We start from the raw sequence: 13791 nt of genomic DNA on the forward strand, positions 1-13791 counted from the left end.
CGTCCGGCACACCGAGGAATTGACGAGGTCACCAGCCCTCGGGCCGCCTGCTGGTGAGGCCGGGCGGTTCCCCGTGATTTCAGGGCCTTTGCGTGGGGAATGTGTGGTGGATATGCGGGAACCTCCGCAAGGGCCGCGAATGGGGGGAACAGTGGCTGGTGCGAGATCTCAGTGGCGGCAGGGTGTGGAAGCCGCTCTGTCGGTCGTGCTCGGAGTTCTGGTCGGTGCCGGGGTCAATATTCTGACCGGGCAGTGGAGTTGGACGGTCGCGGCAGGTGTCTTTGCCGTGGTGGTCGCCTGGGCCGCGCTGGAGTGGCGGCGGAGCCTGAGCAGGGGTGCGAACAACCCTCCCGGGCCTCCCGTTCCGCCGGTGCAGCCTTCCGGAGCGGTCCGGCCCGGAGCGGTGGACGTGGACCTGGACGTGAGGGAACTCAAGGGAGAGGCGACGGGCGCGAGGCGCAGTGCCGCTTCCGCGGCCAGCGGGGAGACGTCCGTGCGAGGCAGGTTCGACACCGTGGACGAGAACGGGAAGTTCATCGGATACGAAGAGAAGTGATGGACCCGGTGTCCGCACCGCAGACCACCGTCGGTGCCGGAGAAGCCCTTGCCGCGTTGCGGGCCTGGTGGTCCGCCCCTGCCGGGCGAGTCGCCCCCGTGGTGTGGCTGACCGGCCCTCCGTCGCCCCTCAAGGTGCAGGTGCTCGACGTGCTGGCCGCGGAGGCCGGGGCGGGGACCGAAGTCATCCGGGTCGGGGCACCCGCTGACCCGGCGGCCACGCTCCGGATGAGTGCCCTGCAGGACGCCGTCATGGGCGGCGTCCACGGCCTGCCGGAAGGATCCGGACCGCCGGCGTCCCTCCTGGTGCTGGTCGACGACCTGGACCTGTTGATCCGTAGCTTCGGAGGCCACGGCACGGTGCTCTTCGCTGCCCGTGCGTCGGACGCGCTCGGCCAACTGGGCTGCCGCATGGTCGTCGCGTCAGTGCGGGACACCCATCTGCCCGTCCCTTCGCGTACGTGGACGGTCGAGGTCCGGGAACGGCACCGGCGGGTCTCCCGGCTGGATCGGATCACGGCATGGGCCACCGACCGGTCGGCGCACGCCGTGATGCTGGTGACTGGCGCGTCCGGCACCGGCAAGTCCTTCCTGCTGGACGACGCCGCCGATGCCATTGCCGTGCTGCCGGCTGTCCGGATCGCCCACTGCTCCGTCCGCGACTGGACCCGTCGGGACCCACCGACCTGGACGGCCCCCGTCAAGCTGATCCAGGACATGGCCGACGCGTTCGACGCGGAAGGCATGAGCCTGACCGGCCTGATCGGAAGCCTGTTGACCGGTCGTCCGCAACCGGTCCGGGACATCGACATCTCGGTAGTGAACAACCACGGCTCGGTCGTCGGTGAACAGGTGACCGCGCAGGAGGTAGCAGGGGCGGCGGCGGAGACCCTGTACGCGGCGCTCGCCGCCCGCGCATCACAAGGGCTGGCCGGGACCACACTCGTGATGATCGTCGACGCTCTCGACGAGTGGGAGGCCTTCGGGGCTCCGGCGCTGCGCACGCTGCGCAATCTGCTCGGACAGCATCCGCAGTTCGCCGAGTGGAACCTAAAGGTGCTGGTGGCGAGCCAGTACCGGCCCGATTGGCTGGAGGCCGCGGAGGAGGTCCACCTCGGCGATGGCGACGCGGTCGCCGAGATCGTCGACTTCGCCTCCACCGGCCTGCTGGAAGTTCTGCCTGACGACGAGTCGGACCGCCGGCGGAAGGCCGAGCGTGTGGCCGAGCTCAGCGGCGGGCTCTTCCTCGTGGCGGCAGGGTATCTGCACGAGCTCCGCCAGGGCATTCTCTCCCCGGACGGCCTCGCCGGTGAGCCCGTGGCCGAGAACGCCGTCCAGTACCACCGCGCGGCACTGAGCCGCCTGCGCCGGCACTACGAAGCGCGCCAGGAACTCATCGAGTGGCGTTCGATGGAGCGGTTCCTCGCCATGCTGTCGGTCCTCCCGCACGGACGCCCCCTCGACGACCTCCTCGACGCGTGGGAGGTGGCGGACCTGCCGGTCAACCCCGACGGGCTGAACGCCCTGGATCGCATCGCCGCAGGCCCCCTACGGCCCCATTACACGGTCTCCGGCGAGGAACGGACCTACCGCCTGGGGCACTCCTCGCTCCGTGAGGCCGTGCTGGGCATGGAACCCTCCGACCACCGGACCGGTCCGCACGCCGAACGCCGCCGCTGGATCCTGACACGCACCCCGCTCGGCCCGTCGGGCGCGGCATGGGATCCGGTCGCGGGCCGGGCCGCGTTGGCGGACGTGGGAACGGTGATCGCCGACGCGCTGCGCGACCGGCGGAAGCCCCAGGAGGCCCGCGTCTGGGCAAGGACCCTCCTGGAACGCTGGGACTGGGCGGAGACCTGCGTCGCCCACCCCGGCCCGGACGGGACGCTGCCCCTGGGGCCGGCCAGGGTCGTGCATCAGATCGAAGCGATGGTGGAGGCGGACCCGTCCCTTGCAGAGCAGGAGCTGTGGACGGCCCCGGAGGGCCGGCCCGACAGCGCGCCGGCGCCGCCCGCGGTGCACGCGAGCGCGCCGTCCCGGCCCTCCGGACTCGCGACACAGGCGTCCCGGCCGAAGGTGAAGCGGCCCTCACGGCCCGGGACTTCCAAGCCCTTCTACGCCAGGGCCGGGCACAAGCTGATCGAGGAGATCCTCATCGGCGCCGCCACCTTCGCCACCGAAGCGGAGGCGGTGGACCGCCTGGACAGGATCCGCGCCACCTACACCACGGCGAAGGAGGACGAGGAGAGCCGGAGCAGCGACCACGTGACGCTCTACATCCTGGACCACGGGCTGACAGAGGAGGACCGCAAGGGCCGCGTACGGGGCAAGTACACCCGCCTGTCGGTGCGCCGCGACACAGTCGGGTGGTCCCTCCTGGCAGAGCCGGACACCACGCCGCGGGGTGACCCCTACCCTCCCAGGCCGGACAGCCCCAACCCGAACTGGGGCGCGGACCCGCTCATATCCCGGCTCGAAGGCAACCCCCGTCGCCAGAAGTCCCTGCGTACCTTCGCCACCCACGCCGACGCCCACGACGCGCTGCAGCAGTTGCGCCGGCGCTATCCCAAGGCCGTGGTCGAGCAGACCGGGAAGTTCAGTACGCACGTCTACGATCCGCTGGGCCCGCTGAGTCCGGACACCGGACGCTGCCTGAGCATCACGGAGACCGCCCTGCTGATCGTCCCCGTCCCGGGCGGATTCCAGATCCAGGCCCGGATCATCGGCTACAAGACCGGTCGCAAGGGGCAGCCCGGTTACGAGTTCCACACCGCGTCCGAAGCGGCGCTCTACCCACGCCGGAGGCCTCGTTGACCGTCACCGTCGCGGAGCTGCTCGGGTCGCTCCGGGCCCAGGCCGCGGAACTCGCCTCTCCCGGAGGTTCCCTGGGCCAGCAGGTCCTCGCCCAGCAGCTTCTCCACCAGGCGCGGACGCGGACCGGCGACGAGGCCCTGGCACATCCCGCAGCCAACCGGCTGCGGCGCCTCGCGCGCACCGCGGGCGACCCGGCCCTGAACACGCTGTGGACGTCCAGCCGGGCCCGGCGGCGACTGGCCTCGGGATTCGGAGAGATCACCGCACTTGCTCTGTCGCCCGACGGCGCGCAGGCCGCGTTCGCCGCGGCCGACCACTTCGTCAGGCTCGTGCCGACCACCGGCACGCAGGTGCGGCCGACCCCCCTGGGAGTGCTGCGCCATTGGGTCAGCGCGCTCGCGTGGGGCTCCGACGGCACCTGGTTCGTGACCGGTGACCACGCGGGGGACGTCGTCGAGTGGAGTAGGCGCGGTAGCGCGACCGCAGGGGGATACGAAAGCCGTCTTCTGGGGCGGCACCACGACTACGTACGCTCGGTCGTGGTCGACCGGAACGACGGCTCGATCTACTCGGTCGGCGACGACGGCTTCCTGATGCGCTGGGACCGCGACGGCGGCACAGGCGGTCGCAGGATCGGCGAGCCTGGCCGAGGGTGCCTGGCGCTCGCCGTGGATCCCACGACGGGCCTGCTCTGCACGGGAGGGCGCGGCGGCGAAGTCCGGCGCTGGGACCCGGAGCAGGGTGACGGAGCGTCCATGCTGCTGGGCGTTCACGGACCGGTGCAGATCACCGCGCTCGTCACCGGGCCCGGTTCCAGGACGGTGAGTGTCGGCCGCGACGGAACGCTGCTGGCCTGGGACGCCTCCGCCCCCGGCACGGAACCCCGGCCGATGGGCCGGGCCGGCCCCCTCACGGGAGCGGCCTACCAGTTGGCGGGACCGCTCACCGGTGTGATCTGCGGTACCGCGCAGGGCCGTGTGATGCACTGGACGAGCGATACGGGGGAGGAGCGGCCAAGGGCGCTCGGCACCCATGACCGGGGCGTCACCGCCGTGTCCGCCGAGGCGGGAGTGACCGTGACCGGGGGACGGGACGGCTTCCTCATGGTGTGGGACCGTTCCGACCCCGAGCCTCCCGGCCCCTGGGACATCGAGGTGTGGACGGTCGCGGTCGATCCGACGGGCTCCTCGGTCGTCACCGGTGGTACGGACGGGATCCATCGCTGGACTCCGACGGACAGCGGCCCCGACGGCACGCGGGCTCCCGGGCCGGAGTTGATCTGGGACTCCCCGGTGAGCCATCTGGCGTTCCTCGCCGACGGCAGGCTCGCCTGCGGCGGGGAGGACGGGAGTCTGGTGGTGCGCGACCCGGCTGCTCCCGCTGATCCGCCGGTGGTGGTGCGTCCGCCGGACGGTGCCAGACGAACGGTCCGGCACCTCGCGGCGGTCCTCGGGGGGACCACTCTGCTGACCGGCATGGCAGACGGCGACCTGCTGCTGTGGCCGTCGGGCGATCCACCCGCGGGCGGTGTCGAACCGGTCTGGATCGGACGAGGCAGCGGGAGCGTGCCCGCCGTCGCGCCGGACGGCCGCTGGGTGATCACCGTGGGGGAGACGGGCGAGCTCACACGCTGGGACCTGGAACGCCCGGGGGCGATGCGCACTCTGGGCCGGGTGTGGAGCAGGACAAGAGCGCTGGCGGTGACCGCGGACGGGGCGAGGGTCGTCACCGGGGACGACCGAGGGCGGCTGGTGAGCTGGGACGCCACCGGTCTGGAGCCCGGAGGACGGCTGCTCGGTCGGCGGACCGGCGGTGCCGGACCGGCGGCGGAGCTCACCGCAAAGGACCCCGTCGGCGCCGTCCGGGACGGCAAGGGGCCTTCCAGGATCCGCTCGATCGCCGTCGCGCAGGACGGGTCCTGGGTCGCCTCGGTCAACGACGCCGGTCTGGTGGAGTGCTGGGACACGCGTACGGGCCGTCACACGGGGCTGATGCCCAAAGCACTTCCGCGCGTGGTCACTTCGTGGGACGGGCGGTTGCTGGTGGCCGACCGGCACGGCGGCCTGACTCTGCTGGAGGTGATGGCCGCGGCGGCGGCGACGCCGGCGGTCACACCGCTGCTCTTCACGGACCCCGAGGTCACCCTCGTCGTCGACCAGCAGTGGTGCAACCGGGCGAGCCAGGGGCGGCTTCTCGACTTCGGCGCGCTCCGGGCGGACCTGTCCGGCGGTCGGCCGCATCGCGCCGTCGTACCCTGCCCCGAAGTGTCCGAGCTCGACAAGTTCAGGGGCTATCTGAGGGCGACGGGCTGGAGCGCCCCGCTGGTGAAGCCAGGCCGGTCGTCGCTGCGGGCGGCGATCCTCGCCGAAGTCGCCGAGGCGGTCGCCGCCGCCCGGGTCGTCGTGATCACGGGGGATCCGGAGCTCCGGCGCTCGTTGGGCGCGGTGGGCTCTGCGGAGCGGCTCACCTTCGTGGACTCGGTCGAGCGCTGGCTTGCTCCCGGGGCCGACAGCCCGGTGGTGCCCCTGGAGGCGGAGGGCGGGATCTCCTGACGCCTCCGCGGGAACCGTGGCCCAGGTGCGGGCCACGGCCAGCCCTGCGGACCGACTCCGGGCCAAGACCCGCTGAGGCGGCCAGGGCATGGGCATCGACGTCCTGACGGTGTGGCACGACCTCTCCCAGATACGGATGGTCAACTACATGGACAACCTTGCCCCCTCATGGAGGGGCGGGGCGGCCGTCGGGGCTGTCGGGTGCGAGGGCTCAGGGGGTGTCTGTGCGGGTACAGCAGCCGCGGCAGGAGGCCGGCCTCGATCCGGGGCGCGCTGCTCGGCGAGGACGGGACGTGTCTGTGACCACTACCTGGGCGTCAGCGGACCGGTCCTCGCTCATCAATGAGCACCGTGGGCGGAGACACTCTTGCGGGCGGGCCGCTGGCCGGTGACCGTTCGTTGTCGCCCAGCAGGCGCAGCACACCGTCGTCCTCGTGTTTCGGTTCTGGGAAGGCCGCGCCCGCAACCGGCTGCGGAAGGGGGCTGCCGACGGGATCTGGAAGCGTGTGACTGCTGCCCTGCGTGTACGGGCCGATGCCAGAGGTGACCTCAACCGGGTCGTCGCGGTCGATTCCACCGTCGTCTGTCCTCATCAGCACGCCGCCGGGGCCCGTCACCATGAACCGGGCCGGCGAGCCGCAGCATCGTGCCGCGCGATCCGGGACCGTCTCCGTCGGCGCGGGCCCCCTTCTTGCGGGCTCCGGGATCGTGGCGGCTGCTCCGACCTGCTAGGCGAAGACCCCGGCCCTCGGGTGAATCAGGGCTGCTGCGGATGACTGCCAAGGGGGTGTCCGATGCGGCCGATGAAGTCATTGATGGCTGCGCCGGCAGCCCGCCGGACGTGCGGGACCGCTTCCGGCGGCAGTCCACGATGGCCTGTTCGGTCCTTGTCCAGCATGGCGGCCCTTTGGTGGGGTGGCACGGGCCGGTGTGATCGCACCCGGCCGCTGACCCCGTGCACGTGTCGGCGCCTGGTGTCTCCAGGTTCGCCGCAGCAGGAAGGTGGATCCCATCACCGCTACACCCCTCGACACCACCGACGCCACCTTCGGCGACCAGGTCCTGCACGCCCCCGGACCGGTTCTGGTGCACTTCTGGGCCGAGTGGGCCGGCCCGTGCAGGATGATCAAACCGTACGTCGACGAACTCGCGGCGACCTATGCAGGCCGCCTCGTCGTCGCCCGGCACAACATCGATCAGCATCCGGCCACCGCGCCCCAGCAGAACGTCACAGGCGTCCCGACCCTGATTGTCTTCAAGAAGGGCGTCGAGGCCGCCCGCAAGGTCGGCGCCCTGAGCAAGGGCCAGCTGGTCGAGTTCGTCGACGCCAACCTGTAGATCTCGCCTCCACCGCCCGGCGCGGCACATCAGGCCCGTCTGCCTTTAGCCCCTTATGCCATAGCCCGTGTGCCCGTGTGCCCGGGCGTACGGCTCTGATATGCGGTCAGCCAGGAAGCCCCGCGGTGACGGTCGTTCACTTGAAGGGTCATGGTGACGAGATGGCGGCCCGGGAGGATGCCATCGCAGTCACTCCGGGCGGACTCCGCGAAGCCGCTCCACTGAAAGGACTCCCGCCTTGTCCGCGTTGCCAGAGTTCCGAAACTACGCCGAGATCATCCTCGAGGGCTTGAACGACGACCCGGACGTCCCGGTCCTGATCAGCGGTGAGAACAGGCTGACCGCTGCGGAGTTCCGCTCACTGGTGTACCGGATGGCACGAGTCATGGGTGAGCGGGGAGTGGGACCGGGGCGGACGGTGACCATGCTCTGCGGGAACCTTCCCGAGACGATCGCCGTGCGCTACGCGGTCAACCTGCTCGGCGCGCACTTCAATCACCTCTACAACCGGCTGGCCGCGGGCGTGCAGGCGCTGATGATGACCGACGTCGACACCTACGCGCTGATCGTCGATCCGCGCTTGGCCGAGCGCGCGGCCGAGCTGATCGATGCGGTGGCGCCGATCGAGCAGATCCTGCTGCTCGGCGAGGTACCCGATGCCGGGCCCGGCACGGCGACTCTCGGTGAGAACCTCCTGGCCCTCGCCGACAAGCAGCCGGACGGCCCCGTGCAGAGCGGGGCGGGCCCCAAGGACTTGTGCTTCATCCGGCACTCGGGCGGAACGACCGGTCACCCCAAGGCAGTGAGGTCCACGTTCGGGAGGATGCAGGCCGCCATCACCCTGACCCGGGAGTTGTTCAGCGGGACGGGACGGCGCGACTTGGTGTGCACACCGCTGTCGCACGCGGCGGGGTTCATCGCGGACGGCACCCTGTCCGCGGGCGGCACGGTCGTGCTGCACTACGCCTTCGAACCCGCCGACATCCTGGCCACGATCGCCCGGGAACGGATCACGAACATGATGCTGCTCCCCCCACTGCTCTACCAGGTCCTCGACCACGCAGACGCCGAGCACACCGACACCTCCAGCCTCCGCCAGATCACCTACGGCGGAACCCCCTCCTCCCCGGCCCGCATCGCCGAAGCCGTACGCCGTTTCGGTCCTGTCCTCCAGCAGGGCTACGGCCAGTTCGAGGCCGGCGCCATCAGCGTGCTGCCGGCCGCCGAACATGACCCGGACCGCCCCGGCATCCTGCGCACGGCCGGGCGTCCGGTGCCCGGGGTCGAGGTCGAGATCCGTGACGAGAGCGGCCGGGTGCTGCCGACAGGGGAAGTGGGGGAGATCTGCGTCCGCTCCAGCCAGGTGTTCGAGGGCTACTGGAAGAACCCCGGCCTCACCGCCGAGGTCCTGCGCGACGGCTGGGTCCTCACCGGTGACCTCGGCCTGCTGGACGACCAGGGATTTCTGAGCGTCGTCGACCGGATCAAGGACATGATCGCGGTGGTCGGCGGCCACGTGTACACCACCGAACTGGAGAACTTCCTCGACACCCATCCTGCGGTGCGGCAGTCCGCGGTCTACGGGCTGAAGAGCGACGGCGGCCACGAGGACATCCACGCCACCGTCGTCACCGCCCTCGGTGCCCAGGTGAGCACCGAAGACCTGCGGGCCTGGGTACGGGAGGGCCGGGGCTCGATGTACGAACCCGACCACGTCCACTTCACCGACGCGCTGCCGCTGACCGACGCGGGCAAGCCCGACAAGAAGCTGCTGCGCCTGCAGAGCAGGCAAGGCGACGGCCCTCGCAGGTAGCGTGACTTGAGGTGGCGGCCTCCTGCCTCCTTCTTGCGGAAGCGGGCCAGGACGCCGCCATGGTTGTCCGGGGTGTGCGGGGTGGGCTCAGCAGCTGATGAGCCGCCCGGCGAGGGCGGCGTCGTCCATGTGCTCGGCGGCCGAGCTGACGGGCCGGTGCCCGCCAGTTCCTCGCCATGACGCCGCCTGCTGCGGTCCGCGCGATGCTGCCCGGGGGCCACCGGTGTGGACGTCCGGCTCCAGGCTACGCAGGTCAGAAGCTGGAAGGCTTGTTGACGGCTTCTGGGAGTGACAGCAGTACTCGGTCTCGGCCGGTGTCCGCGCGAAGCAGGAACGGGCGGCTGCCCGTGGACTGCGCGGCGCCAGGAGCATGCGACGCTGCGAGGACCGGGTCCGGCCTCCGGGAAGAACACCACCAGAGCGACTGGCGCTGAGTTCGGACTCGGCCCGGTCGGAACGAGCATGGGGACGCGGCGCACGGGTGCTCTCGCCGGGACTTCCCGGCAGATCGACCACCCGCACCGTCCAGGAGCGCGGACGGCCCGCACGTGGTGCACCACGCGCAGGCCCGCGCACGTTCTTCAAGATGCTGTGAAGGGTCACAGACCGCCGGTGAACAGCAGGCGGTTCGGGCTGCCCGAAGACAGGAAGGACAGCCGGTCCTTCGTGGATTCGGTCGGCAGCGCGCTGATCTCCTCCCATTCGGCCTTCGGTTGCTTCTGCTTGAACGGGGCGGCGGCACCCGCCACGTGCGGGGTGCCCATCGAGGTGCCGTTCAGGGCGATCGAACCGCCCCCGAGGCCTGCCGAGAGAATGTCCTGGCCGGGGGCGTAGAGGTCGACGACCTTGCCGAAGTTGGAGAAGTCGCTCTCGTCGTCGTAACGGTCGCCGGCGCCCACGGTCAGCACACGTTCGACGGAGGCAGGCGAGTAGTTCTCTGCGTTCTTGCTGTCGTTGCCCGCCGAGATGACCGGGAGCACGCCCGCACGCGACAGGTTGTTCGCCGCGTCGTTCACCGTCTGGGAGAAGCCGCCGCCCAGCGAGCCGTTCAGGACGGCCGACTGGATCGCGTTGCGTGCCACCCAGTCGAGGCCTGCGATGATGCCCGAGTACGCACCCCCGTTGTCGCAGCCGAGGACACGGACCCTGACGAGGCTGACCTTGGTGGCCACACCACAGGTCTTGCCACCGCCCGTGCCGGCGACGTGCGTGCTGTTGCAGTCCGCGCCCCGGCGGCCGTCGCCCATCGCGTCGAAGCCGAACGCGCCCCGGCCCCGGTGTTCGTCGTGCTCGTAGTCGATGCCGCTGTCCAGGATGTACGCGGTCACCCCGGCCCCGCTGCCCTGGATGGTGAAGTCGTTGTCAAGGGGCAGGTCGCGCTGGTCGACGCGGTCCAGGCCCAGGAGTTCGACGGGGCACGGGTTGTTCCCGCAGCAGGGACGGGCGTCGCGGACGCCGTGGCGTCCTGCTCGACGGACGTCACGCCGGCAGTCCGGCGGACGGCCTCCAGCTGATGCGGGCTCAGGGCGGCGGCGAAGCCGTGGATGGCCGTGCCGTAGACGAAGGACGGCTTCAGTGGAGCTGCTTCGTCAGCACCGTCGCGTCGGCGCTCATGCTCATGGTGACGACGTACTGGCCCGGCAGGACGTTGCTACCAGCCGACAGCAGCGGGGCGGGCGTGGGCTCCGGGGCGGCGGCGGCACCACCGGCCAGGACGGGGCCGGCCGAAAGGACAGCGGCCACGGTCAGACGGACGAGCATGCGTATGGAGGCAACTCCCTGAAGCGGAGGACGGAGAACGGGCGGGGGACCGGCCGGCCGGGGCGCCCGGGCCCGCGAGGTCGGCCTCCGGCCCATCGGTCACCGGACCTGCCGGGCCTGAGCCGGCTACGTCCACCTGGCCGACGGGCGGCGGGAAGTCGGGCCAGGACCGACTGGCCCTCAGCGGAAATGATCATGCTCAGGGGAGAGCGCCACGTCGGGGCCCCCTCTCGCACACCGTACAGGTGCCCCTTCAGGTCCACGCCTACGGGCGGCGAACCGGCGCCCGGGCCGCAGACTGGACGGCCGGTGGGCGGGGGCGTGCCGACGTACGCGCCGGTGCAGTACCTGGCGTACGTGGGCACGGCCCGGGCCTGGGCTCCGGCTGAGCCCAGGCGATCAGTTGGCGAAATTGTCGCCGAAGTAGGCAATCCCGGCAGGCCCGCCGACCGACCCCGGGCCGAAGGCCGTCGATCCGGTCGCCGTGATGCCGCTGGACCCCGTTTTGAACAGCCAGACCGAACCGACGCCGTTGTTCTCCGCAGCGGCACCGGCCACCAGTTCCGCGCGGCCGTCGTTGTTGCTGTCCGTGACCCATACCGAGCCGCCGAACTCGTCACGGGCCTCGGCTGCGCCGGGCACCCCTGCCGTGTCCTGGGAGAAGCTCTTCGAAGCGGTGCCGGTCAGTCCCTTGGCCGAGCCGCGCAGCACGGTGACCGAGCCGGCCGACTGCTTGGAGCCAAGGGCCTCGCCCGAGGCGCCGACGGCGACATGGGCGTACCCGTCGCCGTTGGTGTCACCTGCAGACACGCTCCACCCGAAGCGGTCGTTCTTCTCGGCTGCGCCCGGAACCGAGGCGGTGTCCTGGGTGATCCGGACAGGGGGCCGGGTGGACAGTCCGGAGGCGCTTCCGTACGTCACGGTGACCGCACCGCCCGGACCGCCGTTCGGTTCCTCGGCGGACTTCTCCATGAAGTTGCCGGTGACGATGTTCCCGTAACCATCCTTGTCGACATCGGCGATGGCCGCCGATACCCGCCCGCGAGTTCGCTCGACGCTCAGAGGCCGGTGGAGCCCCCCTTGTAGAGGACGCTGCGGGTGGCGTACACGCTGCCGCTCTCCCGCTGCCCCATGGCGAGGAGGTCCGCCGCACCGTCCCCGTTGACGTTGCCGGCGACGAGCTTGTCCGGATAGATGCCGGTGGCGGCGGTGGTGTCGATACCGACGAGGGAAGCGGCCTTGCCGGTACGGGAGACGGGGCCCTTGAAGATGTTCAGGCTCGGGGTGGAGTTGTTGCCGGCGGCGAGGTCGGTGTTTCCGTCGCCGTCGCCGTCGAAGTCGCCGGCCGCCAAGGCCCAGCCGAGTTCGTTCCTGTACTCGGGCAGCGGGGCCTGCGCCAACTGCGGGGTCCGGACGCGATCGAGCCGGCCGATTGGCAGACCAGACCCCGGATCGGAGCAGTTCGAGGGCGCTGTCCTGCTGTCCTGGACGACAACGTCTTGCTGCGACGCAAACGGCCGTCCCCGGCCTGGGGCCTGGGGACGGCCGCGTTTGTTACGGCCAGTTGGCGGGGACGGTGCCCTGCTGTACGCGGTTGCTGCCGCTGCACAGCCCGTTGTCGGGATCGCCGAAGATGTTGATGGTGTCGACCTTGTTCGCCCAGGTGCCGCCTTCGGGGTGGTCGTCGCTGCCGAGGTTGGCGGCGGTCTTCGCCGGAATGCAGATGTACCGGTCCGGTTTGGCACCCGTGTCGATCAGCCAAACGGAGTCGTCATTACGCGTGTTGACGACCGCGTCCGGGTCGTTCTGGATCGACAGCGGCATGTTCTGGTAGCCGTTGTCCTGGAACCAGCCGATGATGGTGCCGCTGGCGAAGGAGCCGCCGTACACGCACACGCGCGGGTACGAGCAACCGTACTGGCTGGCGGCCGAGGCGGACGAGGCTGCCAGCGGGACGAGGGCCGAGGCCAGTCCGGCGGACGCGAGCAGGGTCGCCGCCAGCTTCTGGGGCAATTTCACGGGAACGCTCCTGGTGGGATCGCACGGGTGGAGCCGACCGAACTGGCCGGCACAGTGAGACTGCAGGTACGGCGCGATGTCCGGCCACAGTTGAGGTGGAAGTGGCGTCGGCGCGGGACGTCCCAGGCGCTGACCTGCGGGGACGTCGCCCGCCGAGTCGGTACGGCGGGACGACCGCGAGCGGGGGCGGCCGTTTCGGCACCAGGGCGGGGACGCCGTTCCGTACGCACTGTGACGGCTGATGCAGACTGAGGCCGGGGCACGCAGAGCCGGCCCGGCATGCCCGGAGCCAGCGAGGAAGCCATGCCGCGTTGGAAGGCACTGCCGGCGGGCCTGCATCCAAACGTGCACCAGTTGATCGTGCGATTGCGCAGAATGAAGGACCGCAGCGAACTGAGCACGCGACAACTGGCGGCGAAGACGGGGTACAGCGCAAGGTCGTGGCAGCGGTATCTGAACAGCAGGCCGCTGCCACCGAAGAAGGCCGTCGAGGCGATGGCCCACATCGGCGGTGACGATCCGCCCCCGGTTGCTGTTGCGGCACGAGATCGCCACCGAACACTGGGCGAACGGTCGCGTGGCCACCCGCCGGTGCCCCGGAGAGCAGATTTCTGGCGCATCACACTGGCGAGCTGTCCGTGCTGCTCGATCATTCGCCGATCGCGGCACCACCGGTTGCTGACCGTTTCGGCGAGAATTTCCCAGGCTGGCGTCGGCTTTCCGCTGCCGGCGGACTGTTGACCGTATGCTCGATGAAGTTCTTGAGGAGACGTGGTGGCAGTTCAAGCTGGAGACATCCATCCAGATGCTCGCGCTGCAGCTTCGGATCGTTCCGCCGCTGGGGCGAAGTCGTTTCGAGCCGGATGGGCCGCCGTGATCGCCCCTGCGACCTCGGGCGGCCTCTTCATCACTGCAGTCGGGAGCCGACGGAGGTCCGGG

Annotated in this window: 13 protein-coding genes; 7 read left to right on the forward strand and 6 right to left on the reverse strand. The window is 70.7% G+C overall.

Translation table 11 applies throughout. The features are described 5' to 3' along the window. Window positions 1-184: 184 nt before the first annotated feature. From ACFC51_RS20210 to ACFC51_RS20230, 5 genes are all read left to right on the forward strand, one after another. A complete protein-coding gene (locus ACFC51_RS20210; protein ID WP_376375147.1) occupies window positions 185-556 on the forward strand; it encodes a hypothetical protein in 372 nt (123 codons plus the stop codon). An 8-nt stretch (window positions 557-564) separates the two neighbouring features. Next, window positions 565-3369, forward strand: coding sequence for a hypothetical protein (locus ACFC51_RS20215; protein ID WP_376529970.1), 2805 nt, complete (start codon window positions 565-567; stop codon window positions 3367-3369). Continuing rightward, window positions 3366-5921, forward strand: coding sequence for a WD40 repeat domain-containing protein (locus ACFC51_RS20220; RefSeq protein ID WP_376529972.1), 2556 nt, complete (start codon window positions 3366-3368; stop codon window positions 5919-5921). The genes ACFC51_RS20215 and ACFC51_RS20220 overlap by 4 nt, the downstream gene beginning before the upstream one ends. 1011 nt (window positions 5922-6932) lie before the next feature. Then, window positions 6933-7259 (forward strand): thioredoxin family protein, encoded by a 327-nt coding sequence (locus tag ACFC51_RS20225; protein WP_376375233.1) that lies wholly within the window; start codon window positions 6933-6935, stop codon window positions 7257-7259. A 238-nt stretch (window positions 7260-7497) separates the two neighbouring features. Further along, the gene (locus tag ACFC51_RS20230; protein WP_376529974.1) at window positions 7498-9072 is read left to right on the forward strand and encodes an AMP-binding protein; all 1575 of its coding nucleotides are present in this window, start codon (window positions 7498-7500) and stop codon (window positions 9070-9072) included. Window positions 9073-9671: 599 nt separating this feature from the next. Here the strand turns inward: ACFC51_RS20230 and ACFC51_RS20235 are convergent. The 6 genes from ACFC51_RS20235 to ACFC51_RS20260 all read right to left on the reverse strand — a co-directional run bounded on the left by ACFC51_RS20235 (window position 9672) and on the right by ACFC51_RS20260 (window position 12852). Further along, window positions 9672-10400 carry a S8 family peptidase gene (locus tag ACFC51_RS20235; protein WP_376529975.1) on the reverse strand — a complete coding sequence of 243 codons (729 nt, stop codon included), beginning with the start codon at window positions 10398-10400 and terminating at the stop codon, window positions 9672-9674. Beyond that, complete coding sequence (locus tag ACFC51_RS20240; protein ID WP_376530081.1) at window positions 10397-10648, reverse strand: protease inhibitor I9 family protein; 252 nt, start codon at window positions 10646-10648, stop codon at window positions 10397-10399. Before ACFC51_RS20240 ends, ACFC51_RS20235 begins: the two co-directional genes overlap by 4 nt. Beyond that, entirely contained in the window at window positions 10645-10833 is a 189-nt protein-coding gene (locus tag ACFC51_RS20245) for a hypothetical protein (protein ID WP_376529977.1), read from the reverse strand. The genes ACFC51_RS20240 and ACFC51_RS20245 overlap by 4 nt, the downstream gene beginning before the upstream one ends. 399 nt (window positions 10834-11232) lie before the next feature. Continuing rightward, entirely contained in the window at window positions 11233-11805 is a 573-nt protein-coding gene (locus tag ACFC51_RS20250; protein WP_376529979.1) for an FG-GAP repeat protein, read from the reverse strand. A gap of 86 nt (window positions 11806-11891) precedes the next feature. Next, window positions 11892-12233 carry a hypothetical protein gene (locus tag ACFC51_RS20255; RefSeq protein ID WP_376529981.1) on the reverse strand — a complete coding sequence of 114 codons (342 nt, stop codon included), beginning with the start codon at window positions 12231-12233 and terminating at the stop codon, window positions 11892-11894. A gap of 154 nt (window positions 12234-12387) precedes the next feature. After that, a complete protein-coding gene (locus ACFC51_RS20260; RefSeq protein WP_376529983.1) occupies window positions 12388-12852 on the reverse strand; it encodes a hypothetical protein in 465 nt (154 codons plus the stop codon). Window positions 12853-13131: 279 nt separating this feature from the next. Between ACFC51_RS20260 and ACFC51_RS20265 the strand changes: the two genes are divergently transcribed. Next, entirely contained in the window at window positions 13132-13593 is a 462-nt protein-coding gene (locus ACFC51_RS20265; protein ID WP_376529985.1) for a helix-turn-helix domain-containing protein, read from the forward strand. 4 nt (window positions 13594-13597) lie between these two features. Further along, a complete protein-coding gene (locus tag ACFC51_RS20270; protein ID WP_376375122.1) occupies window positions 13598-13729 on the forward strand; it encodes a hypothetical protein in 132 nt (43 codons plus the stop codon). The last annotated feature ends 62 nt before the right edge of the window (window positions 13730-13791 follow it).

This window comes from Streptomyces sp. NPDC055962, assembly GCF_042270185.1.
Lineage (GTDB): Bacteria > Actinomycetota > Actinomycetes > Streptomycetales > Streptomycetaceae > Streptomyces.

Coding starts and splice junctions, on each gene's coding strand:
- ACFC51_RS20265 (WP_376529985.1), top strand. CDS start 13,132: ATGCCCGGAGCCAGCGAGGAAGCCATGCCGCGTTGGAAGGCACTGCCG.
- ACFC51_RS20245 (WP_376529977.1), bottom strand. CDS start 10,833: ATGCTCGTCCGTCTGACCGTGGCCGCTGTCCTTTCGGCCGGCCCCGTC.
- ACFC51_RS20250 (WP_376529979.1), bottom strand. CDS start 11,805: ATGGAGAAGTCCGCCGAGGAACCGAACGGCGGTCCGGGCGGTGCGGTC.
- ACFC51_RS20270 (WP_376375122.1), top strand. CDS start 13,598: ATGCTCGATGAAGTTCTTGAGGAGACGTGGTGGCAGTTCAAGCTGGAG.